Annotated in this window: 16 protein-coding genes; 12 read left to right on the top strand and 4 right to left on the bottom strand. The window is 43.8% G+C overall.

Annotated elements, in window-relative coordinates:
• Positions 1-118: 118 nt before the first annotated feature.
• Positions 119-1297, bottom strand: coding sequence for a glycosyltransferase family 2 protein (locus tag DQQ10_RS10670; protein ID WP_112746848.1), 1179 nt, complete (start codon positions 1295-1297; stop codon positions 119-121).
• Positions 1298-1411: 114 nt separating this feature from the next.
• Here DQQ10_RS10670 and DQQ10_RS10665 point away from each other — a divergent pair, with 114 nt between their 5' ends.
• From DQQ10_RS10665 to DQQ10_RS10625, 10 genes are all read left to right on the top strand, one after another.
• Positions 1412-7846 (top strand): tandem-95 repeat protein, encoded by a 6435-nt coding sequence (locus tag DQQ10_RS10665; protein ID WP_112746847.1) that lies wholly within the window; start codon positions 1412-1414, stop codon positions 7844-7846.
• 8 nt (positions 7847-7854) lie between these two features.
• Positions 7855-8880 carry a PorP/SprF family type IX secretion system membrane protein gene (locus tag DQQ10_RS10660; protein WP_165823885.1) on the top strand — a complete coding sequence of 342 codons (1026 nt, stop codon included), beginning with the start codon at positions 7855-7857 and terminating at the stop codon, positions 8878-8880.
• Entirely contained in the window at positions 8874-10166 is a 1293-nt protein-coding gene (locus tag DQQ10_RS10655; RefSeq protein WP_112746845.1) for a PD40 domain-containing protein, read from the top strand. The genes DQQ10_RS10660 and DQQ10_RS10655 overlap by 7 nt, the downstream gene beginning before the upstream one ends.
• 194 nt (positions 10167-10360) lie before the next feature.
• Positions 10361-12589, top strand: coding sequence for an exopolysaccharide transport family protein (locus DQQ10_RS10650; RefSeq protein ID WP_112746844.1), 2229 nt, complete (start codon positions 10361-10363; stop codon positions 12587-12589).
• Positions 12590-12593: 4 nt separating this feature from the next.
• On the top strand, positions 12594-12725 hold the full coding sequence (locus tag DQQ10_RS28305) for a hypothetical protein (protein ID WP_262511767.1): 132 nt from the start codon (positions 12594-12596) through the stop codon (positions 12723-12725).
• 25 nt (positions 12726-12750) lie between these two features.
• Positions 12751-14205: an O-antigen ligase family protein gene (locus DQQ10_RS10645; RefSeq protein WP_112746843.1), complete on the top strand. Its 1455-nt coding sequence runs from the start codon at positions 12751-12753 to the stop codon at positions 14203-14205.
• A gap of 33 nt (positions 14206-14238) precedes the next feature.
• A complete protein-coding gene (locus DQQ10_RS10640) occupies positions 14239-14943 on the top strand; it encodes a TolC family protein (protein ID WP_112746842.1) in 705 nt (234 codons plus the stop codon).
• An 11-nt stretch (positions 14944-14954) separates the two neighbouring features.
• Positions 14955-15725 carry an O-methyltransferase gene (locus DQQ10_RS10635; protein ID WP_165823884.1) on the top strand — a complete coding sequence of 257 codons (771 nt, stop codon included), beginning with the start codon at positions 14955-14957 and terminating at the stop codon, positions 15723-15725.
• A gap of 4 nt (positions 15726-15729) precedes the next feature.
• Complete coding sequence (locus tag DQQ10_RS10630) at positions 15730-17127, top strand: flippase (protein ID WP_112746840.1); 1398 nt, start codon at positions 15730-15732, stop codon at positions 17125-17127.
• Positions 17128-18333: a glycosyltransferase gene (locus tag DQQ10_RS10625; protein WP_112746839.1), complete on the top strand. Its 1206-nt coding sequence runs from the start codon at positions 17128-17130 to the stop codon at positions 18331-18333.
• A gap of 53 nt (positions 18334-18386) precedes the next feature.
• Here DQQ10_RS10625 and DQQ10_RS10620 read toward each other — a convergent pair whose 3' ends face one another.
• Positions 18387-19274, bottom strand: a complete 888-nt coding sequence (locus DQQ10_RS10620; RefSeq protein WP_112746838.1) for a polysaccharide pyruvyl transferase family protein — start codon at positions 19272-19274, stop codon at positions 18387-18389.
• 136 nt (positions 19275-19410) lie between these two features.
• On the opposite strand from DQQ10_RS10620, the gene DQQ10_RS10615 reads away from it, so the two are divergent.
• Positions 19411-20346 carry a glycosyltransferase family 2 protein gene (locus DQQ10_RS10615; protein ID WP_112746837.1) on the top strand — a complete coding sequence of 312 codons (936 nt, stop codon included), beginning with the start codon at positions 19411-19413 and terminating at the stop codon, positions 20344-20346.
• A gap of 21 nt (positions 20347-20367) precedes the next feature.
• A complete protein-coding gene (locus DQQ10_RS10610) occupies positions 20368-21255 on the top strand; it encodes a glycosyltransferase (RefSeq protein WP_112746836.1) in 888 nt (295 codons plus the stop codon).
• A 3-nt stretch (positions 21256-21258) separates the two neighbouring features.
• On the opposite strand, the gene DQQ10_RS10605 is transcribed toward DQQ10_RS10610, so the two are convergent.
• Positions 21259-22686, bottom strand: a complete 1428-nt coding sequence (locus DQQ10_RS10605; protein WP_165823883.1) for a right-handed parallel beta-helix repeat-containing protein — start codon at positions 22684-22686, stop codon at positions 21259-21261.
• 228 nt (positions 22687-22914) lie between these two features.
• Positions 22915-24552, bottom strand: coding sequence for an ArnT family glycosyltransferase (locus DQQ10_RS10600; protein WP_133259611.1), 1638 nt, complete (start codon positions 24550-24552; stop codon positions 22915-22917).
• Between the last annotated feature and the right edge of the window lie 44 nt (positions 24553-24596).

Genomic DNA, 24596 nt, shown 5'->3' with positions numbered 1-24596 from the left:
TAAGCTTCGGTTTGGCCCGAAATACTGTTGCGTTCACTGACGCCCATGGGGAATTTATCGACGCAGCCATCACGCCCGATTCAGAATAAAAAATTCACATGCAGCAGGTTATACGCTATTACGCTACGGCCCGTTTCGATTTTTCCCACACAACAGATTGGTTGCCTTTTAGAAAGCGGCGCAGCCCCGCGTAAACAGAAAGATTCATGACCATGAAATAGTAGGGTACAAAGAAACCCTTAATCTTAATGTTCTTATCGCGTAGTAGGTATCCCGCAAAGGCAAGCGCGTAAAACGCAATTTGCATGAGTAGTATCATTTGGTAAATGGAGTATCCTTGGACTGCTAAAACGATGTTGCTAGCCAATATCAACGGAAGGAAAAGGGGCGCTAGTGTCCAACGCAGCACGCGGTGCGAAATGTACTGAAAGCTGAGCATGCCGTATCGAAATGGATTGAGTAAGTAGGAGAGTTTGCCCATGGCCTGAAAGGCCCCAGCACAGATTCTCACTTTACGCTTCCACTCCTCGTCAACAGAAGCAGATGCTGTTTCAATAGCATAGGCATCTGGTTCGTAACCGAAGCGGTGTCCGTTAGCGGCAATCTTTAATGAGATGTAGAAATCTTCGATGATAATGTTTTCCTCGGGCGACTCATACAACGCAGTACGAACAGAAAATAACTCGCCAGCGGCGCCCACGATCGAATGGACCTCAGCGTCTTTCTTTTTTAAGAATGACTCGTATTTCCAATAGATCCCTTCACCGGCACCAGAGGCGTTGTCTTCTGTTTTACTAAGAATTCTTTTCTCGCCAGCGACGCCGCCAATAGTCGGATCTTGGTAGTGGCGAACTAGATTTTTGATTGCATCGGTGTTGAGATTGGTGTTCGCGTCACAGAAAATAACGATTGGGGTCGCGACCATTTTCATCACCCGGTTCACAGCGTGGATTTTACCCTTTCGCTGATTTTCGTGGTGAACAGTAATACCACTATAATTTCTGGCAATTTCCGTAGTTCGGTCGGTCGAGCCATCCGTCACAACCCAGACATTCAACTTTGCCTTCGGATAATCAAGTGCCAGCGTATTGGTTAGTTTTTCATCAATGAATAGCTCTTCGTTATATGCTGCAATGATGAGGGTCACAGCTGGAAGTGATTCATCGGCCTGTACCGGTAAGGGCTGCCGTTTTCCTCTAAGCTTCGAAAAAATGTAAATAACGACGCCATACCCTACATAGGTGTAAAGTACGACCGCCACACCAACCCAAAAGATTAAAACCGCCAGACTTACCATTATTTTTGAAGGAATTAGAGTGATTAAACCACGAAACTAAGAGTTACAATTAAAATTCTAAGAGGATACAGGTACGATATATTTATTTATTTTTGCCGGTCTGTAGTTGTGAATATGCATTTTAATCCCAAAACATTACTCCTTGCTTTCCTCTTTGTGGGCCATTATGCCTACTGCCAGATTCCTATAACGTTACCGGACGTGGACTCTACCCCTGAGGACACACCCCGCGAGGTCAAGGTTCTCGTCAACGATACCGACTTGTTAGATACCATTGATCCGACCACGGTAGACCTCGATCCATCGACACCCGCCATCGATAACACCCTCATCAAAACGGGCGAAGGTACATTCTCGGCTGATGTAGACGGCGTAGTAACGTTCACACCAGAGCCTAACTTCTTCGGAAATTCTGTTGCCAACTATACGGTGGCAAATTTATCGGGCGTTACCTCATTGCCTTCGTTTATCTCCATTACGGTAACTGCCGTGAATGATCCTCCCGTTGCTGCAGACGATAACACCAATACGATGGAGGATTTTTCAACCTCTATGAACGTACTCGCCAATGACACGGATGTTGACAATGCATTGAATGATGATGCGGTTGATCTGAACCCGGCAACCCTTGGTATCGACGCTTCGGTTTCGGATGCATCGGGTACTTATACCGCAGCGAATGGAACGATTACTTATACGCCAACGGCAAATTACAACGGTCCCGCTAGTGTAAGCTATACGGTGCAAGATGCCAGTGGCGCGACATCAAACGTTGCTACATTTTCCGTTAGCATTAGCGCGGTGAATGATCCGCCAATAGCCGTTGCAGATTCGGAAACCACGGCTGAGGACACCGACGTTTCTTTAAAGATTACCTCAAACGACACGGATGTAGATGGAACGATCGACGACGCTTCTGTGGATCTAGATCTTGCGGCGGGTGGGATGCAAACAACGATTACTACTACGCAAGGTACTTTCACGTATGATGGCGCAGGGGTTGTAGACTATGATCCAGCCGCCAACTTTAACGGCATCGCTGGCATCCAATATACGGTACAAGATAATCAGGGAGCAACGTCCGCGCCAGGTGATATTACCATCACGGTAACGTCTGTGAATGATCCACCAGTTGCTGTTGCAGATGCCGCCTCAACCTCAGAAGGCGTAGCAATAAACATCGCTGTGTTAGCCAACGATACAGATCCAGATAACAACATCGATGTAAGCTCAGTCGATCTGAATACATCTATGTTAGGAATACAAAGCAGTAATACAACAACAGAGGGTACCTGGACGGCCAATGCTTCTGGCGTTGTAAATTTTGCACCCGTTGCTGGATTTAACGGTAACGCTGTTCTTAATTATACAGTTGAAGATCTTGGAAATATTACCTCGAACGTCGCGACGATTACCGTTTCCGTTTCCGTAGTGAACGATGCACCCGTTGCCAACAACGATAATGCAACGACACCCGAAGATGAAGATGTTACGATCAATGTGGTGGCAAACGACACAGACGCGGACGGAACTATTAATGCGGCATCTGTGGATTTGAATCTTTTAACTGCTGGAATTCAATCCACGATGACAACCACCAGTGGAAACTACAGCGTTAGCACAATAGGCATTGTGACCTTCACACCACTTTCAAATTTTCACGGCGTTGCAACACTTCCCTATACAGTACAAGATAATGATGGCTTAACCTCGAACAATGCAACCATCACGGTTACCGTAACCGATGTTAACGACGCACCGGTTGCCGTTAACGATGCTACATCGACGGACGAAGAAACATTGGTGACCCTCAATGTTGTATCGAATGATACCGATGTTGATGGAACGATCGCAGCCAATTCAGTAGACTTGAATGTTGCACTTGGCGGCATTCAAAATAATAATACCACGGCAGCAGGTTCTTACACCGTAAACGGCGCTGGCGTAGTGAGTTTCACACCAGCAGCGAACTTCAGTGGAGCAGCAATACTCAATTATACCGTAAACGACGATGATGGAACCGCTTCCAATCAGGCCACCATCACGATCAACGTATCATCGGATAATGATAATCCAGTAGCCGTTAACGACGCGTTAACTATCCTTGAAGATGCTGCCACAACGACATTGAATGTCGTCGCGAATGATACGGATGCTGACGGGACGATCAATATTGCCACGGTAGATTTGAATACAACGCTCGCAGGAATTCAGACAACAGCTACGGTTACTGGAGGAAGTTTTTCAGTAAGCGCAACGGGCATTGTGTCTTTTACGCCCATGGCAAATTTCAGTGGCGCAGCAACCGTGAATTATACAGTCAATGATAACGACGGCGCGACATCAAACGCGGCGACAATTACCATAACAGTAACATCCGTAAACGATGCGCCAGTTGCTGCTAATGATGCCGCATCAACAACAGAAGAAACGCCCATCACCCTAAATGTTGTTTCCAATGATACCGACATCGATGGTACCATAGCGGCAAATTCGGTCGATCTAAACATGTCAACCGCGGGTATTCAAGGAACGATAGTGACCAGCGATGGTACTTTTACGGTGAACGCAGCAGGTGTTGTGTCATTCACACCCGTCGCGAACTTCAATGGTATTGCCGTGGTGAGTTATACCGTCAATGACAACAACGGCTTGGCGTCTAATCAAGCAACGATATCCATCACCGTGAATGAAGAGAACGATGCGCCCGTTGCTGTTGCCGACGCCACGACAACCAATGAGGATACACCAGTGACCCTCAACGTGGTTACAAATGATACCGATAGTGATGGTACAATTAACGCGAGCACCGTTGATCTAAATACATCAACACCTGGTGTTCAGAGTTCAAATTCAAACGCTGCGGGAAGCTACGCGGTTAATGCAAGTGGTGTTGTTACGTTCACACCAACAACGAACTATAGCGGTAGTGCAACCATCCTATACACGGTGAATGACGACGATGGCGCTACATCAAACGCCGTGAGCATCAACATTACTGTAAACGCCGTGAATGATGCCCCTTCAGCAATCGCTGATGCAGCGAGTACTAATGAAGGCGTGGCGGTGAATGTAAGCGTATTGGCTAATGATTCTGACATCGATGGAACAATCGTCGCGTCTACAGTTGATTTAAATGTAACAACACCCGGTATTCAGACAAGTAACACAGCAACGGGAGGGACATTCACGGTAAATGCCGCCGGTGTCGTCACTTTTACACCGCTCTCAAATTTCAATGGAACGGCTTCTATTCAATATACTGTTCAGGACAATGGTAGCGCGGAATCAAATCCAGCAACGATCACGATCACCGTTAATTCGATCAATGATTTACCAGTTGCTGTTGACGACGCCGTCACCACAAATGAAGATGTCGTGGTCACGCTCAATGTAGTGTCAAATGATACGGATGCAGATGGAACAATCAACGTCGCCAGTGTCGACCTGAATGTTGCCCTTGCTGGAATTCAGACAACGAATTCAAATGCGTCCGGAAATTTTAGCGTAAATGCTTCGGGTGTTGTAACCTATACACCAACCGCAAATTATAGCGGTACAGCAACCCTTCAATATCGGGTTAACGACAATGATGGCGCGACTTCTAACAATGCGACAATAACCATCACAGTCAATGCTGTGAATGATGTTCCGGTGGCCAACAACGACGCCATCGTCACCAATGAAGACGCTGTTGCGACCATTAATGTGGTCACCAACGATACGGATGTGGACGGTACCATTAACGCAGCAACAGTAGATTTAAATCTGCTGTCGTCAGGAATTCAAAATACTGCGACAATCAGTGGCGGTACATTGTCAGTAAACACTGCAGGTGTGATTACATTCACGCCGACAGTTAACTTTTATGGTAATACATCGGTGACCTATACGGTGAATGATAATAGCGGTGCGACGTCGAACGCGGCAACCGTTGCCTTCACAGTAAATGCAGTGAATGACCCACCGATCGCTAATAACGATATCACGAGTGCAGATGAAAACGAAACAGTCACTTTAAATCTCGTGGCCAATGATGTAGACATTGACGGAACGATTAATGTAGCAACGGTGGATCTCAATCCTGCTTCGTCAACGATTCAGACAACACGAACAATCCCAGCCGGTACATTCACCGTTGATGCCGCTGGCGTTGTAACGTTCGATCCGGCACTTAATTTCAATGGCATTGCATCGATCACTTACACGGTGCAGGACAATGGGGGTACGACGTCGAATGCAGCCACTATCACGGTTACGGTGAACTCCATCAACAGCACGCCCGTTGCGAATAACGATGCAATATCAACCAACGAGGACGTCAACGTTTCTATGAATGTAACGACGAATGATACCGATGCAGACGGCACGATCAATGCAGCGACTGTTGATTTAAATACGACTACCGCTGGGATTCAAAACTCCCATTCAGTTGCCGAAGGTACGTTCACCGTAAATGCCATGGGCAATGTAACGTTTGCTCCCGTGGCCAACTTCAATGGTACGGCGACAACAACCTATACCGTGAACGACAACGTAGGCGTAACATCAAACACCGCTACTTTTACGGTGACTGTCGTTTCAGTTAACGATCTGCCCGTGGCTAACGAAGACGCTGCTACAACCACAGAGGGTATGCCAGTTACCTTGAATGTTATTGTCAACGATACCGATGTTGATGGTACCATTGACCCGGCATCCGTAGACTTAAATACCGCGACTGCAGGAATACAAAACGCCAACACAACAGCGGCAGGGAGTTTTACCGTTAACAACCTCGGTGTTGTTACGTTTACGCCGGTCGGAACATTTAGTGGCGCCGCGACTTTACCTTACAGGGTAAACGATGATAGTGGAGGAACATCCATTTCAGCAACCATTACGATCACCGTTACCGCAGTTAACGATGCTCCTGTTGCTGTGAACGATGCAACCACCACCAATGAAGATGCATCGGTGACATTGAACGTGGTATCGAATGATACAGATGAAGATGGCACGGTCAGCGCGTCAAGCGTAGACCTCAATACGGCGACTGCAGGAATTCAGAATTCGCTCAGTGTGGCGGAGGGTAACTTTACCGTGAGTGCTTCTGGCGTCGTAACATTTGCACCGGCGAGTAACTTCAATGGTACGGTACAGATCGTTTATACCGTAAACGATAATGGTGGTGCGACGTCTGCGCCTGCTACGATCACCATTACGGTTACCCCTGTTAATGACGCGCCCGTTGCTGTGAACGATGTCCTCACCACGGGAGAAGGCAACGACGCCACGTTAGCAATTCTCTCGAACGACACAGATATTGACGGCACCATCGACGTTGCTACTGTCGATCTAAATGTTGCGACCCCAGCGATAGAGAGTACACGCACCACGGCAGCGGGTAAATTTAGTGCAAGCGCTACCGGTGTACTGACATTCGAACCTACCGATAACTATGCGGGCAATACGTCGATCACCTATCGTGTAAAAGACAATTTGGGATTGTTTTCAAACAATGCAACCATCGCAGTAACCGTTAATGCATCTCCTGTTGCAAAAGATTTTGTGATGACGGCGCAAGAGGATATTGCCAAATCTTTATCGCAATCAGATTTTACAGCAGCCTTTACTGACAGCAATGGCGATGCGCTTGTGAAGATAAAAGTCACGACGTTGCCGCAACATGGCACACTTCGTATTGGAACGACACCGGTAACAATACAGCAAGAAATTTTGTACAATTCTATTCCCAACCTGAGTTATTTGCCAAGCATAGATTATAGTGGTACAGACGTATTTACGTGGCAGGGTTATGATGGATTTTCTTACAGCAACGCAGCTTCTGTAACGGTCACAATAAGTCCTGAAAACGACGCGCCAATGATAACGGCGATTGAAAGCTCAAAAATTACCTATGATCAAGGGGTGGGGCAACCAATTCTTGTGACCGAAACATTCGAGGCTGTTGACCATGACGACGAATTTTTGAGTATTGCGCAAATTAGCTTAGGTGAGAATTATCGTGTCGGTAATGACGTGTTGATATTTTTTGATACCGACAAAATTGTTGGCTCCTTCAATGCTCAGTCTGGTGAACTCACACTGGCCGGTGTTGCAACAGTGCACGAGTATGTTACGGCAATCAGATCAATACGCTACGATTTTGTGAATTCGGAAGAGATTGTGAAAGAGACACGCGTGATATCTTTCAAATTGAGCGATGGGGAGCAATTTAGCGAACCTAAAACGCGCGAACTCATTTTGGATTATTCACTCGAGGACCTGGATATCCCGAACGCATTCACGCCGAATAATGATGAAGCTAACGATACTTGGAAGATTAAGGCGTTAACGTCAGGGAACTCGGATGTTGGGCTCTTAAAAGATGCTGAGATTAAAATCTACAATCCGCGTGGCATGTTAGTTTACGAAGCCATTGGGTTCGATAACGCTTGGGATGGAACGATGAATGGAGAAGCGCTTCCGACAGGACCTTACTACTATACAATAGACTTGAAGTTCGACCAAAAAATATTTAAAGGTATTGTGACAATTTTACGCTAAGAATGGTAATGTTTAGATATATCGTACTGGCATTGCTGGTATTAGGGCTTCATCCACTACACGCGCAGTTCATGCCTAACACGGGCCAGAGCTTCCAATTCGCTTCTGGTTTTAATCCGGCATTCTCGGGCGTAGAATCTCAAAGCGATCTAAAACTCGGGTATCGCTATCAATGGGCAGGTTTTGGTGACGCAGCGCCAAGATTTATCAATTTAGGATTCAACACGCGCCTTAAACAACCCGTGGATTTGATTACCCATTCTCTAAGAATGAGTAATGCAAAAGACCTGAATTCCGCAGCTTTTATTCCCGCAAGAAAGAGAACGATTCACGGGCTTGGTGCGAATTTCTTTTACGAAAAAACGGGTGGATACTTTGTTCGTACCGGTGGAGCTGTTCACTACGCGTTCCATTATCCGCTTTCTCCGCAGCTCCGCCTATCGGTGGGAGGATCGGCACTCATTGAGAGTACAAAGTATGATGATTTGTATTTGGGCAAAGATGCCGATCCCGATGAGCTCGCAGGAAAATATGCAGGACAGGGAGAACTCTATTTCAATACGCGCTTAGGATTTTTATTGTATGGCAAGAACTTCTACTTCGGCGCCACGTACATGGATCTTTTCGATAAGGTAATCACGACACCAAGTGAGGAGACTTCGGCATCGGCGGCCATGTATAAAGGCTCTGCACAAGCAGGTGTGTCCTTTGAAGTTGCTCCTGCGGTGTTCATCAGACCAAGCCTATTGGCAATCATGAATTTTCAAAATAAATTATCATTCGATTTTAATGTGAAGGCTTACATTCAAGAGAAAGTATGGTTTGGATTCACATTCAGAGATGCGCAATCGCCCATTGGAAGTAATAAGTCATTGTTGGGCTTACTAGGTTTTAACGTTAACAAGACCTTTGCGGCGGCTTATTCTTATGAAAGGTCTATCGGTGGTATGAGTAAATTCCACGACGGAAGTCATGAACTTGTATTGGCAATCAGATTTAATAATTTAAAACGTCCAGGTCCAACAATATGGTAAAATACGCAATCATATTCTTGCTGCTTATCCCTGGCATAGCATCGGCACAGGTTACGCTGATATACAATGATGTCAAGGTGTTGTCAAAGGCAGTCAATTCTGATTACGAAGAATCGATGCCTTTACTCTCACCGGATGGAACAACCCTTTATTTCACCCGCTTCCTATCACCCGAAAACAAAGGAGGAGAATTTTCAGGAACCGACGTTTGGACTAGTCGTTACGATGTTACGAAGCTCGATTGGGGTAAGCCGAACAATACAAAAATTGAGAATACACCCGGCAACAACGTGGTTGTCGGTGTCGGCAACAAAGGCGATGTGATTTATCTTCAGCATACTGTTGCCTCGCGCGATGTATTCGGTATTTACTTTTCGAAGAAAGTAGGAAACGAATGGTCGAGACCGGAGCTTGTGCCAATGAAAGGACTTGCGTCGGAAGGTTTTCTCGGTATTTATGTTTCGCCGGAATTTGATGTGATCTTTTTGTCTATGAAGGGTTCTGATTCGCGCGGCGAGGAGGATTTATACATCAGCTTGAAGAGCGTAACAGGACAATGGTCAGAGCCTAAAAATTTAGGAACAACGATTAATACCACTGGTTTCGAGATCTCGCCTTACCTGTCATCGGATAAGACCAAGCTTTATTTTTCAAGCAACGGTCATGCGGGGCAGGGAGATGCAGATATCTTCGTCAGTGAACGTCAGTATGGTTCTTGGGAAGTTTGGTCACCACCGAAGAACCTAGGTCCGGCGGTAAATTCAAAAAAGTTTGATGCTTACTTTTCGATGTACGGCGATTCCACTTTTTTCTTTACTAGTAACCGTGCTGGAAAGATGAGTGACATCTACCGAGGCTCAATTACGATCGATGATGGTAAGAAGGAGCAAATGAAATTGGATAGTCTCGTGAATCAAACGAAGGATTTGTTGAATCAACTTCGAACTTCAACCAAATCGATGGTGAACCTTGAGACCTCAAAGAATCTCATTGTATTTGATGACAATACAGCGCGGATAGCGGCAGATTCAGAAGACTTGATCGAAACCTATGCGAATTATCTGAATAAGAACGTGAAAGCGCGCGTGTTTGTGGAGTACGATAGTCGGGCTATGCAGGCTACCAAAGCGCAACAGAAGCTAACAGATGATCGGATCCGCCGACTCAAGCAAATTTTGAAATCGTATGGTGTCGCAGAAAGTCGCGTTGTAATGTCTTCCGCTTGGGCAAGCACACAACCCGACAATGTTCGCCGCAACTCTGTGCAGCTTTCTATTCTAAGATAACGTATGCGACTTCGGTTTACGGATAAAATTCACACTCGGTTGATAACCTTTGGTAGGCATAGGATTATTCCGGGTGGCTCGAAATGCCTATTATTGAATTCCTTTTCGATATATTTAGCTTTTTATAAGGTGTTTAAACCGTGGTATAAGGTTGTTTCCTTAACCGTACCTTTAATTTTTTGTACTTTTGAAATATGGATATAGTCGTCCTTTTCCGCGTTTTACTTCGTAAGAAGTGGTATCTCATACTGATACCGATTGTAGCTGCCGTTGCCACCTACGTCTTCACCGCAGGTATGAAGCCTGTGTTCAAATCTACCGCTAAAATCTCGACAGGTTTTACGACCGATGACGAGATCAAAGTGACAGATGAACGGTTTAACCTTCGCGACGCAGGCGTAAAATTTAACAACCTGCTGCAGACGATGACTTCGGAAACGGTGTTGTCGATGTTGTCGTATCGCTTGTTGCTGCACGACTTGCAATCAGAACGCCCCTTTAAACCATTGCGTTCGGAAGATCCAGAGGCAATTGTGTTGTCCGCCGAAGAACGTACGCAAGCCATTCAGCTGTTGAAAGTTCGCTATGATTCCATCAAACAACTCTCCAGCATTGACCCTTTTGAAAATAAAATCCAAAGTTTCCTGGCGCAAATGAATTATGCGCACTGGCAAATGAAGGACAGGGTGGAAGTGAAGTACATCAAAGACACCGACTTCGTTACGATCACACATGCATCTGGTAAAGCTGAACTTTCGGCATTCGTCGTGAACACGCTTGGTGAAGAATACATCCGCTACGACAATTCATTACGCCTCGGAAAAACGGATCGGTCTGTAACTTTCTTCCAGAACCTCGTGGCAGAAAAGAAGAAGGTTTTGGATGAGAAAAGCCAAATGCTGAACGATTACAAGCTTACTAATGGTGTCGTTAACTACGAAACGGAAAGCTCGACGAAGATGGCGCAAATCACCGAGTATGAACTTCGTAAGGAGCAGATCTTGAGCGATATTCAGCGCGTGAGACTTTCTTTGGCAAGTGTCAATAAAAAGCTTGCCGACTTCGCCAAAGGCGCGAATCCTGATATGGATCGTGCCACAATCAATGGTAATATTGTACGCATTCAAGAAAAAATTACCCAACTCAACGACGAATATACAAAGGGAGGATCGACAAACACGGAACTTCAATCCACGATTCGCGATTTGCGCTTCCAACTCGAAGTAGAAAAAAATAAGCTTCAGCAGCTTGGTGCATCAAGTGTAAAAGCGTCACGCCAGGATCTCCTCGATCAGCAAGAGCAATATCAATTGGAGCTTCAGATATCAGAAGCCAACTTATCCAATGTAAACGGCATGATCGGCGCACTGCGTGGCAGCGTTACTGGATCGGCATCGAAAGAAGCAACGCTTACGGCGTTACAGAGCGAAGTGACCAAGGCGAATGAAGAATACCTTCAAGCATTGGATCGCTTTAATACTGAACAAAGTAAGTCGATGATTTCATCAAGCTCGGTGAAGATCATTCAACCTGGTCAACCGAACGGTGCACCTGAGATGTCGATGCGTTATTTATTCATTGGGCTTTCGGCCATCGTAGCCTTTGTGCTCACGGTATTCACAATTGTGTTTATGGAATACATCGATGTGCGCATCAAGAATCCACAGCAATTCCGCAAGATGGTTCGTATACCTTTGGCAGGATCTGTAAACGGTATCGATACGAAGAACCTCAATCTCACTGAACTATTTGCCAACAGCAATAAAAACCAAGAGATGGAAGTGTTTAAACATTTCTTGAGAAAACTCCGCTTTGAAATTGAAGCGAGTAAAGGCAAGGTGTTGTTGGTGACAAGTACAAAACCTGGTGAAGGGAAGACTTTCATTATTCTTTGTGTAGCGTACTTGTTGAGTTTAATTCAGAAGCATGTGTTGATTATTGATACCAACTTCAAAAACAACTCATTGACACATATTCTGCTTCGGAAGAATCAAAACGTTCGTAAACTCGAACAAGGCATCTTTATCAAAGGATATATTGGTCAGAGCGAAAAGCATGACATGAGTGAAGAAGATTTTGCAAGCAGTATTATCTACCCAACAGGGCATCGCGGTATCAGCATCATTGGTAACAACGGTGGTAATGAATCGCCGTCGGAGATTTTTGCAGGAAGAGATTTTGGCGAAATGATTCGTAAGCTGTCAGAAACTTATGATTATATCATCATGGAAGGTGCGGCCCTGAACAATTATTCGGACACAAAAGAGTTGGTTGACTATTCAGATAAAGTGTTGTCGGTATTTTCTGCCGAATCGGTTATCAAACAGCTAGACCGTGAATCGATTGACTACCTGAAAGACTTAAACGGCAAGTTCATGGGCGCTGTGTTAAATAAGATCAATACAAAAGAATTGGCGATTTAAAACCATGCAAAAGTTCGAAGATGAAGATCCGATGAACGAGCGCTTGAGTGGAAAGATCATTCTGCGTAACATGGTTATTGCCTTCGTCGTCGTGACCTACTTTTATTTGTTCTTGATCACGATGTTTGATATTTGATCGACTAATCTTACAGAATTAGCGGATGGAAAGATTGTTATTTCAATTAAAGAAAGCATCGCCAGTATTGCTGTTTCTCATTCTGAGTGTTGTTGTGATTGGAATATCTTTTCTTATCGCCAACATTGGAATTGCCATTGCACTGGTTGTAATTCTGTTATTGGTTGCCATTGCGGTTGGTGTTGCTGTATTCGCAAACTATCGTAATGGTTTTCTCATCATGGTTGTATATTCCTATTTCTTCTTTGAGATAGGACGTCTTGCCGGCGTAGACCTTCCGCTGGGTGCATTAATTGAGTTGTTCCTCATTTTGATTACGCTGTCGATTGTTGTTGAGAGAGGCAAAGAGGATCATGAAGAGAGTGCATGGAATGTCTTTAAAAATCCCATCGGCACTGCTATACTGGTCTACAGCACATACGCCCTGCTGGAGATGTTCAATCCTTTTAGTCACAGTATCTCAGCGCGCCTGATTGGTATTCGAGAGACCGTGATGGTCTTGCTGCTGTTCTTTACATGTATGCATGTATTCACAAGCTTCAAGTTCATTCGATTCTTTACAAAGTTTTGGTTGTTCTTCGGGCTATTGGCCGCATTGTACGGCATGTATCAGGAGTGGTTCGGGATGCCTGCGTATGCCATGCGTTGGCTCATGAAAGGCGGACCAGAGGCATTTAAACTCGCATTTATCTGGAATCACTTACGGGTATGGTCCTTCATGTCGGACATCAGCGGTTTTGGATTATTCATGGCCTACGGAGCTATTGTGTGCTCCATTTTAGCGCTAGGCCCTTTTAAGACGTGGCACCGCTTGGTATTGGCTACCGTTGCTTTTATCATGATCATCTCCATGGGCTACTCGGGTACACGCACCGCCACGGCGATGATTCTTATGGGGTTTGCCTTTTATGTGATGATGACGATGAACAAGCGGATCACCATCCTATTTGCAATCGTTGGTGCCATTGGCTTTGCAGCACTCATGTGGGGACCATTTTACAGCGGACCGATATTACGCATGCGTTCAACCTTCAAAGGTTCAGAAGACGCGTCGATGAACGTGCGTGATCAAAAGCGTCTTCGACTACAGCCTTACGCGCAGACCCATCCTATTGGTGGCGGATTGAACACCGTTGGTAATCTTGGATTGCGATTGGAGCCCGGGCATAGACTTGCGGGGCCATACGATACAGATAGCGGTTTTTTGCGTATTGCCCTTGAGCGCGGATGGATTGGTTTAGCATTGATCATGTACATGTATGCTACGGCCATGATCGTGGGTGTGATTAATTTTTATAAGGCGAGGGACGAGCAAATTAAGATATTCTACGCGGCCTATTTAGCGGCATTTTTTGCTATATCGGTGGCGCACTTCACGCAGGATGCGACAGATCAGAAACCGATTATTATTATTATCACGGCATCGTTTGCGTTTTTTATTAACCTCATTAAGTTCGATAAAACCGAATCTACAACTTAAATTCACGTGCAAATCTTTAATCCTTAATCGTATATGAAAAAGATCGTTTTTCTCTCTATTGTGTTACTAAGCGGTGGCGGCGCCTTCTCTCAGGACGTCGACTACAACACCATTATCCTACCAGCAACGGCAGCCAATGTCAGCTTTGAGGAAAAATTGGTGCAGTTGGCTTGGAGAAACGATCCATTGAATCATCAAGTGGTCAAATCGTCATCTATTGCCCGTTACAATATGAAGCAGGCACAATGGAATTGGCTAGACTATTTTTCGGTACAAGGTAACATGAACGAATTCACCATCAATCCTGATTCTGATCCAAACGGTCGCGCTGCTTTCTTCCCGCGTTATAATTTTGGTGTTCGCATTACCATGGGTACACTTTTTACGAACGGCCTTGAAGTGAAGAAGAGAAGAGTCGCTGCGTCACAGGCTGAAGATGCAATCAAAGCGCAAAAATTGTACGTCAGATCGGAAGTACTCACGCGTTATGCTCGTTTTCAACTCGCAGAACAGAAATACAAAATTCAAAAAGAGACTACGGATCAATCGGATGTAAACTTCAAGTACATCGAGCAAAGATTTAAAGATGGTCAAGAAGACTTAACGACTTATAACAACATCTTGGAACGTAATACGAACCAGGCTTTACGTTTGGCAGAAGTGGAAGCAGAGTTGAAGATTGCTAAATATGAGATTGAAGAAATGATCGGTACCAAATTAGAGAACGTACCGAAATAAACTTCATGTCTATGTTGGGTAAATTGTTATGGAAGCTTTCGCATAAGCTCAATGGCAATGGATCTGATTTCAAGGTCCATTGGCATAAATCTGCGACACAATCTTGGATCGGTGATTTCTTCAATAAAGATATTCACACGTTGCCGTCACCACCGATGTCGGCGAAGATCGAAGACCTTGCATTGAAAGCGTCAATGCTGGGTGAACTTCCTTTGTGGGAAGGTTTCGAAAAACTTGAGGACTATCCTTTTCCGGTGAAGAATGCGACGCGTAACGCTAACCAAGTTCGCGTCGATAAGAAGGTTGGTGATCTCTTTTACAATTTGGTGGTGGCGAAAAAACCTACCCGCATTGTTGAGATTGGAACAGCATTTGGCGTGTCAGGAATGTATTGGCTAAGTGGTATCAACGCTAACGGTAGTGGTACTTTGCTAACGTTCGATCCCAATGCCATTTGGGCGAAGGTCGCTCAGTCTAACTTGTCGATGATCAGTCAGAATTATATCTCGACAGTCGATACTTTTGAAGACACACATCATAAGATTTTAAAGCCTGGCGAGACCATCGATATGGCATTTATCGATGCAATCCATCAGAGCGGTATTGTCAATAATCAGTTCAAGCTGGTCAGTCAGTATTGTGCCCCTGGAAGTATTATCCTCTTTGATGACATTAACTTTTCGTACGACATGTGGGATTGTTGGGTAAAAATCGCTCGCTCACCACAAGTAAAAGCAAGCTGCTCCATTGCCAAACGCATTGGTATAGCAGAACTAAATTAGAATCATGAGGAAAATTCTTAGCGGAGCGGCGAACAAGTTCCGGGGATCGTATTGGTTGAGTTCAGGATCTTTTAGCCTGATCAATAAAATTGCCAGTATGTTTTTCGGGCTGGCAAACTTCTGGATTCTTATTCGAGTCATGTCGAAAGATGACTACGGAACTTGGATTCTATACTACACTATCGTGAACCTAATGGAAATGAGTAAGCAAGGATTCGTAAGGAATCCACTTATTCGTTTTTTGAATATCAACTCCGACGAGGATTCTCCTAAGATTCAAAGCGCTTCGCTTTATTTGAATACGATCATTGGTGGAATTGAACTGCTGCTTCTTGGCGTAGGAGCGATGTTCCTTGGAAAACTTTGGGACGCGCCACAAATAGGATCGTTGTTCCTGATTTACATGGTGGCCACCATAGCGCTAATCCCGATCAACCATTTCGATATCGTACAACAGGCACGTTTTCAATTTAAGGGAACCACGATCAGTAACCTCATTAGACAAGGCGGTTTATTTTTATTCATCAGTACCACGTACTTATTCGGCTATGTTCTGAAAATAGAACCCTTTGCCAGTTATCAGTTCGACTTGATCACCTTGGCCATTGTGCAATGCACCGCGATCATCATGTCGGGTTTGTTTTCTTATTTCTATTCGAAAAAATTTGTTTCGTTTTCGAAAAAGGTCGACAAGAAGTGGACGAAAGATCTGTTTGACTATGGGGTATTCACCTTTGGTACCAATGTGAGTTCTACTATTTATAAAAGTATCGATAGCTGGATGTTAGGGTCGATGTTAGGGAAACAAGAGGTGACGAATTTTGCGCCGGCAATTCGCGTTTCAAACTTGGTAGAAGTACCAACGGATACCCTTACTTCAGTGCTGTTCCCGAAGCTCTCGCAACGCATCGCGACCGAAGGTATGGGCACAGCAAAATATCTATATGAAAAGGCGGTAGGAACGCTTACGGCAATTATGCTTCCTGTGGTCCTGGGCGTAATCATTTTCGCGAAGTATGTCATTATCATCATCGCCGGATCGAAGTTCATTAACACTGTTCCAATTCTGCATGTCACGATGTTATTCGGCTTAATTATTCCATTCAATCGTTTGATGGGAATTACACTTGATGCAATCGGGAAAGCAAAAGTGAATTTTGCTTACGTGTTATTGAATACCAGTATTAACATCGTTTCAAATTATTTCTTCATTCAGCATTTTGGAACGATCGGTGCAGCCTATGGAACTTTAACTACCTATCTTATTTCATTGGTGTACAATCAGTATTATCTTTATCATAATTTGAATATCAGACTCACGGGCGTGTTCAAACATTTTCTAGAATTTTATGGGAATATGTTTTCACTTGGAATGAAGTTTTTAAGACGCACGTTTGCATAAATGGCGAAGAACGATTCTATGGATATTATCATGCTAGCGCTTCCCCGTTGGGATGGTGACTATTCTTCGACGGCTTATTCCCTCGCAAAGGAATTTTCCCGAGATCACCGCGTTTTCTACGTCGATAATCCATTTACACTCAAAGATTTTTTCTCCAATTATAAAAGCCGTCAAATTCAGTCGCGTAAAAGAGCGCTTCTCACAGGGAGTGGCATCTACACGAAGATCAATGACAATCTCGTTGCTGTTACGCCGAAATTGACCATTCCAGTGAACTTCCTTCCAGAAGGAGCGCTGTACGATAAACTTTCTGCCATCAATGATCGAATTCTCTTTCATTCGCTCAAACGTCTGATTCGCGATTACAAGATCAAAGATTTTATATTCATCAATTCTTTTAATCCATTTTACGGTCGCCATTGGCCGAAGTACTTCAAGCCTTCGCTGTACATCTATCACACGGTAGATGATATTAGCCACTCGAAGTATATTCATAAACATGGGCCGCGGCTGGAGACAGAAGAAATTCGTCGCGCCGATTTGACGTTTACAACATCCATCGAACTCAAACGGTTAAAGGCGTCATTAACGAAGAATATTTATTACTTACCAAATGCTGCCGATGTATCAATGTTTAAGGACAGCTTAAATGGTAAGTATAAGATGCCGGAAGAAATAGCGCATGTGATCAAGCCGATCGTAGCGTACACAGGCCATTTGGATGATCGATTAGATTATGACTTGTTGAAGTATGTCTTCAAAGCAAATCCGGATAAAGCTTTTCTAATGATTGGACCATCGTCTATCAGTAAGAGCTTGTATGATGAACTCGCTGCATTTGAGAATGTCATCTTTACGGGAAAGAAAGATATTTCTGAGCTTCCAAAATATTTACATTTTGTAAAGAGTACAATCATTCCGTTTAAGTGTAATACACTCACGCGAAGCATTTACCCATTGAAGGTAAACGAATATCTCGCGGCAGGTAAACCTGTTGTATCAACCCCATTCTCGGAAGATATCATGAGCTTTAGCGGAACAATTGAGATTGCATCTAACTATGAAGATTTTTCTAATGCGATCACCAAAACAATCAACACGGATTCACCCGAGTTGATCATTGCACGACAATGTGCGGCAGAAAAAAATACATGGGAAGCCAGGGCTGCAAGTTTTTGGGAAGTTATTGATGACTACCTGAAGTAGCTAACGTTAATTTCTTTCCGCGTACAAGAAAGTCCTGGTTCCAGTCTGGATATTTAATCTCCATATTTTCTTTTTACAACATCCAATAAATCGAGTAATTGTTGGTGCTTACTGCCGATGACCGTGTCGTTGCTTAGATAACTTTTTCCTTGTCCGATTTCGATGAGTTGTTTTCTGACTTGCGGAATTCTAGAAACATTTTGGATGAGGCCGTAGCCTTTCAGCCCCATTTTATAAAGGTCGTTCGGAATGCGTGTTGAAATTTTTTCGTTGCAAACTTTTAGCATGAACTGCGTTGCGTCGAATAGGGAAGGGATGCGAATTGGTTCATACCGCATGCTGAGGGAGTCGGTCCAATCATGCCACTTAAAGTCGTTGATGCCGTTGTATGCCTTAACCGGAATCCAAGGCGTACGGAGCGCGTCCGCAATAATGGCCGCATGCATTGCCTCGCAAATAATGACTTCCGATTGCTGAATGCGTTTGATTACATCTCGATGGTCGTCCATTGGACTGATGTAATGGATGCCGGCCTGAGCGCACAATGTTGACCAGTCAAATTTCAATTCACTTTCCCAATGCGGCATGTACGAAACCCCGTATTTCTTACCCGGATTTTCCCGGAATATTTCCCTTACGAGGATAGCACCGTCTGCAACGGCTAGTTTTTCATCCAACCCAAGTGCTTTGGCTGTGTGTGGACCGCGCACGCAAATAAAATCGAACGACGTATCAACCGTCGGTTTTGTCCCATACGCAAATCCGCTACTGAACACGATTTTTCGCGTTGCCGACTTCGCCATATCGAAGCCAAGGATGGATCCAATTCCTAAGAAATCTATTGCTGGATCGTCGTCAAAAAAGCCTGGTAATAGCTTGTTGAAGAGGTGCGGATTTAAGGCATCGCCAAAGTTCTTGGATTCAAAATAACGTAGCCGCATGGAAAATGTGATGAATGGTTTTCATATATTCGAGTCGCAATAATAGTTTCGTTCCTTCGTAAAGTTGGGTCAATTTAAAGGTTATGGCTTGATTTTTTTCTATTGATAGCTAATCATTGTCAACCAAAAGCAGTGTATGTATTTTTTTAATAATCCGGAGTGGATCGACAAGGACTTATTCCATGTCAAAAGGCTGGAGGATGTTCCTGATGAGACATTCCAGAAAATAAAAGAACGTTTACAATCAAAGATGAGTAACGAGCCAACGATTACCATCGTGATTGCCGCGTGGAATGAAGAGGTGAATATTATTCGCTGTCTTGATACGTTGTCGCGTAATGTAACTGACATTCCTTTTGATATTGTTGTTGTCAATAATAACTCGAAAGATCGCACCCAACAAGTTCTCGATAAGCTTGGCGTGACTTCTTATTTTCAAGAAATACAAGGATGCGGCCCTGCACGCGAACTAGGACAGCGCAATGCAAAAGGTAAGTACATTCTCATCGCTGATGCTGATTGTTATTATCCAAAACGTTGGATTCAATTGATGGGTAATGCCTTGCTAAAAGTAGGTGTCATTGCCGTGTACGGGAGATATTCGTTTCTGGGAAATGCCAACATCGCGCGTTGGAAATTTTCGCTGTATGATGTGATCAGGGATTTTATGGTTGAAATTCGCCACATCAAACGTCCATACCTAAGCGCCTATGGAATTAGCATGGGCTATGTGAAAGAATATGGAATTAAAGAGGGTTATCTCCGTCGCAATATCCGAGGTGATGATGGACGCCTCGTGTTTGACCTCATGAAGTATGGAAAAGTTGGTCTTGTAAGAAATCGTGATTCACGCGTGTGGACGAGTAACAGAACGCTGGAGCGAGATGGTAGTCTTTACGCGGCGGTGAAGAAGCGGATTTTAAGAGAGTTTGCGCGATTCGATAAATACGTAACACAACCTATTCCCCACGACACCAAAGTGTCTAGCAACGAAGAGTACTCCGTTAATGAGAGTATTCAAATTATCAAACACAAATACAATCCATTCAGGTTACTCAAGAAGAAAAAGTAACATATCGGCTCCCCAACAAACATGTCTAAGTTAAGTCTCTTCTTTAGTAAACTAATTCCCCAACAGCTCGAACGCAATCTGCGTGACTTTCGTGATCTTTACCTGCGGAATTATGCTTTTGAAAAACTCCCCGCAGAAATTTACGACCCAACGCTTAAACATCATTCGATTTCTTTTTGCACCACTTGCATGAACCGCTTTTTCCATCTTCGGAAAACGGTGATCAAGAACATGGAAGACAATATCAATTATCCCGGTGTTGAGTTTGTGGTGATCAATTATAATTCACAGGATGGCTTGCATGAATGGGCGAAAAAGAATCTGAAAAAATATACTGACGCTGGCGTGTTGAGCTATTACCATACAAAAGAACCACAGTTCTTTCATGTTTGTAAAGCGAAAAATTTAGCACACCGTGCAGCAAAAGGTGATATTGTTGTGAATGTAGATGGCGATAATTTCACCGGAAAGGATTTCGCGTATTACATCAATTGGCTGTACAACAAGCACGATTTTAATTCGATATTTCATTTTAGAAAAAAACCTTATTGGGGAACCGAAGGAAGAATTGCGTTAGCAAAAACGAAGTTTATGGAGCTCGGTGGGTATGAAGAGAGTTTCCTTCCAACGGGTCATGAAGATCACGATCTACTCAATCGCGCAAAGGCTTATGGTATGCGATATGAGAACATACAAATTGAAAATTTCCTTCGTTACCTCAGCAATACGACGAAAGAGAAATCAATGAATTTCGAAGACGAGAACGCATATTATTACAACTACGAGACAGGTAATCGTAAAATATCGAACGATAACATTGCCGCAGGTAAATTGATTGCGAACGTCAATACGAGCTGGGGAAGCTTGCCGATGTTTAAGAATTTTACTGAGGAAGTGGTGCGATTCTAATGATTATTCGAATTCAAAAGCTCCAATGTCATAACCCTTTCCCTTCGGGCGTTCGTTCTTCAAGAAATCAAAATTAATGTTGTAAGCGCTCATATCGCGGCCCCCATCGATGGCTGGAGATTCACGCGAAACTTTAAAATCGTATTGATCAACATTTAGGAATTTGAGCTGAGACACATCTTGTGTAAATAGGTTGTTAGACATGTCGATTCGAACGTCTTTATTCAATTTGTGTACATAAGCATCTTCCGCTCTCTTATATGGCGTCGATTCGTATACTTTGTAGTTGCCAGGATTCGCAATGATATTGTTGATGATCACATTTTTCTCGACGAGCTCGGCATATATCAAAATGCCATCGTGTCCAGGATTAATGATCGTGTTATTGATGAATTTAAACCCATCGCCTTTGGTGTAACGCTCGTCGCAGAAGATTGCATTTTTGCCGGCATCAATAATTACATTGTTAAAAATGATGTTGTCGCCATAACCAAGCACGATCATAGCATTGCCTTTACCTTTTTTGATAAAGTTGTTGTAGCAAAGACCGCCTGTACCTTCACCGATTTGTATTCCACCGCGCTGATTTTCGATGTCCTTTGTACCGTAGTTCTCGATGTAGTTGTTATAAACTTCGGCGCGTTTGGGTGCAGATCCAACTTGAATAGATTCCCATCCGGAATTTTTTACGATGTTGTTAAAAACTTTTACGCCTTCGATATCATGTGGGAAGCGTACACCGCACTTGCGTTTCATGCCGTTGTTATAGAACGAATTTCCAATGTAAAATCCTTCACCGCCTGTGTCATGAATATAATTATCATGAAGCGCTATATCGCGCATCACAAAGTTGCCGCGGATTGTAGCGTCATCGCAGTTAGGATCAGTTTTGGCCATGATACCCGCAAAGCCAATATTGAAAACCTCTACGTGATCAACTTCAAAGTTTGTGCTTAAGTAGTCGAGGGCAATGCCCATCCCCTTCGCGCCGGAGATTTTAATTCCGTAAGGGTCGTCTTTCGTGCCGACGCTCGTGATACGGAAGTGTTCAGATTTTTCTGTTTTCAGTGCGAAAGAATGACCAGGCGTGTCGATAGTAATAGGCCCGCCACAATTGATTATGGTGATCGGTTTTTCTTTGGTGCCCTTTAAGTTTACAAACTTCAACGGGCCGTATTTTATCTTGGCATCGAGGCAGATGACGTCGCCTGGTTTTAATCCAAGTTTGGCGCCGTCATGTTCATGCTTTTTAGGAACAACGTATGTGCACTTGCCACATTGAAATGGTTTCTTAACAGAGCCGACAATTTCACTTGGCTGATAGTTCTCAACGACGGGAAGATCGTGATGTGCACGGAGTGACGTACGTTCAGATGAACAATGAATCATTGCCAACGAGAGTACGAGTACCTTAGCAAAGGTCATGTTCATACTGGGGAAGGTTAACGTGTTACGATACGTTTCTGTCGCGAAAGTTAAAGTATAATTGTCTCTCATACCAACGATTAGCAAGTAATCGAAGGCTAAAAAACTTTGCCACATCTCTCAACGCAAGGATGAACGGTTTTGTTGTTCGATAGTATTCAATATTGAGCTTCGAACGTTTCTCCCATCCCCACATAAACGTGTGACAAAATTTTCATGCGCGACGAATAGTACTCAATCCGCTATAGTTGCAACGGTCGTTGCCGGCCGGACATATACTTCGATATAATCCGTTTGGTATCCTGTTGGCGACGGGAAAGAATCCGTTTTTTGATAATGTTTTTGAAGACACGCCTGAACATCAAAAGGGAAAAAGTTATCGACGTCGGGCATCGCTTCAAAGAGCACAACATCATACTGTTGATCGGCTATTTTATCGCAAAGGCTTTTGCTTTCGCGATCAAAGAAGGCAACACCTTTATGATACCACAGCGGAATGTTTTCTCCTGCTTCCGGCGTATACTTCAATTCATGCGCAAGAGGCGTAAGGTTCGACATGTTTAACACTTTGAGATTAGGATTGTCTTTTACAATGGACAAAGACTTTATTCTTTCAATTCCTTCGACTGTTGGTACTGGTAATTTAATTCTTTTAAATGCTCTGTATGGTGTCAACGTCCATTCCAGTGGTTTCCCTCCACCTTTTTGATCTGCTTTAGATGACCACGTGTTTTTTGATACCACAGATGGGGGAGGAGGACTGAAACTAGCAGGGAGAAATTTCCCCAAAACTTTCATTGAATACTTCCAATAGTTTTCAGATCGCCAAAAAAGGACCAATAGAAAAGCCAATGAAATAACCCATACTTTCTCGAACTGCATGACTCTTCCTGCATTGTAAATCAAGAAAGCAAATGCGAAACTATTGTAGTAAAAGTTGGTTGTCGCGGGACTGAAACTGGTCACTTGGATGATCATCGCTTGTGCTAAAATCCCAAGTGTAAATAGTGTAAATAAAAAGTAAGGTCTGTCTGCAGTCAGTTCCTTGAACTTCGGATAGCGAACCAAAGCAACTATAACGGTTGCAATGATGAAAAGCTTTAGAATAAGCGATTCTTCGAAGAATGTGCTTAAGAAATCGTAAGCATTTATTCTTGAGAAGTGATGCGATTGACCGAAGTTGAACCAGTATGAAAACTCGTAAGCAGTGAATGGGAGGATAAGCACAGCGAGTGCTACGGCGTAGAAACCGACATATAATAATAACGTCTTAAACTTCTTGGTAACGAGTGCGTCGACAATCAATATGCCCATGGTTAGCATCATACCCAAGCCGCCGGCATCTTGTTTTGTAAGGAAGGTGAGTGCGATGAAAAATGCCGCGAGGATGAGCCAGATGATTTTACTATCTCGCAATAAATAGCGGAAGAGAAAGTAGAGACCGATCAGTTCATACACGAATACGGTGTGATTGTACCAAGGCCAGAAATTGACCATGACAAAGGAGAGGCACATTACCGTGATGGAAAGTAGAATTTGCCCAGGACTCAAATTGAAGATTTTCAGAATGCCCCTGAAAGCAACAAGAGAGAGGAAGTTGATGAACGCCTGTGCAATAACTAGGCTATAGAGATACGGCCCGAAGATCTTAAAAAAGATAAACGGGATGAGCCAAAATCCGTAGCCAAGAGGCATACCGAAATCACGGAATGGAACTTGTCCCACATACATGCGATAGGCGCCTTCCCAGGTTACGAAAATGTTAACCCGGAAGGGGAGTTCGAGAAGTAATGGTAAGCAGGAGAAGAGGGTAATAATGGCAAATTCAATCGTTGTAATTTGCCTTGGTGTGAGGTCTTTCTTAAGAATCATTTTTGGTACAGATATCGGTTATTTTTCTTTGCATTCGGGCTATA

The organism is Pseudochryseolinea flava, from assembly GCF_003286915.1.
In the GTDB taxonomy this organism is placed as follows: domain Bacteria; phylum Bacteroidota; class Bacteroidia; order Cytophagales; family Cyclobacteriaceae; genus Ohtaekwangia; species Ohtaekwangia flava.
This window is presented reverse-complemented; position numbering and strand designations above follow the sequence as displayed.

Coding starts and splice junctions, on each gene's coding strand:
- DQQ10_RS10670 (WP_112746848.1), bottom strand. CDS start 1,297: ATGGTAAGTCTGGCGGTTTTAATCTTTTGGGTTGGTGTGGCGGTCGTA.
- DQQ10_RS10665 (WP_112746847.1), top strand. CDS start 1,412: ATGCATTTTAATCCCAAAACATTACTCCTTGCTTTCCTCTTTGTGGGC.
- DQQ10_RS10660 (WP_165823885.1), top strand. CDS start 7,855: ATGTTTAGATATATCGTACTGGCATTGCTGGTATTAGGGCTTCATCCA.
- DQQ10_RS10655 (WP_112746845.1), top strand. CDS start 8,874: ATGGTAAAATACGCAATCATATTCTTGCTGCTTATCCCTGGCATAGCA.
- DQQ10_RS10650 (WP_112746844.1), top strand. CDS start 10,361: ATGGATATAGTCGTCCTTTTCCGCGTTTTACTTCGTAAGAAGTGGTAT.
- DQQ10_RS28305 (WP_262511767.1), top strand. CDS start 12,594: ATGCAAAAGTTCGAAGATGAAGATCCGATGAACGAGCGCTTGAGTGGA.
- DQQ10_RS10645 (WP_112746843.1), top strand. CDS start 12,751: ATGGAAAGATTGTTATTTCAATTAAAGAAAGCATCGCCAGTATTGCTG.
- DQQ10_RS10640 (WP_112746842.1), top strand. CDS start 14,239: ATGAAAAAGATCGTTTTTCTCTCTATTGTGTTACTAAGCGGTGGCGGC.
- DQQ10_RS10635 (WP_165823884.1), top strand. CDS start 14,955: ATGTTGGGTAAATTGTTATGGAAGCTTTCGCATAAGCTCAATGGCAAT.
- DQQ10_RS10630 (WP_112746840.1), top strand. CDS start 15,730: ATGAGGAAAATTCTTAGCGGAGCGGCGAACAAGTTCCGGGGATCGTAT.
- DQQ10_RS10625 (WP_112746839.1), top strand. CDS start 17,128: ATGGCGAAGAACGATTCTATGGATATTATCATGCTAGCGCTTCCCCGT.
- DQQ10_RS10620 (WP_112746838.1), bottom strand. CDS start 19,274: ATGCGGCTACGTTATTTTGAATCCAAGAACTTTGGCGATGCCTTAAAT.
- DQQ10_RS10615 (WP_112746837.1), top strand. CDS start 19,411: ATGTATTTTTTTAATAATCCGGAGTGGATCGACAAGGACTTATTCCAT.
- DQQ10_RS10610 (WP_112746836.1), top strand. CDS start 20,368: ATGTCTAAGTTAAGTCTCTTCTTTAGTAAACTAATTCCCCAACAGCTC.
- DQQ10_RS10605 (WP_165823883.1), bottom strand. CDS start 22,686: ATGAACATGACCTTTGCTAAGGTACTCGTACTCTCGTTGGCAATGATT.
- DQQ10_RS10600 (WP_133259611.1), bottom strand. CDS start 24,552: ATGATTCTTAAGAAAGACCTCACACCAAGGCAAATTACAACGATTGAA.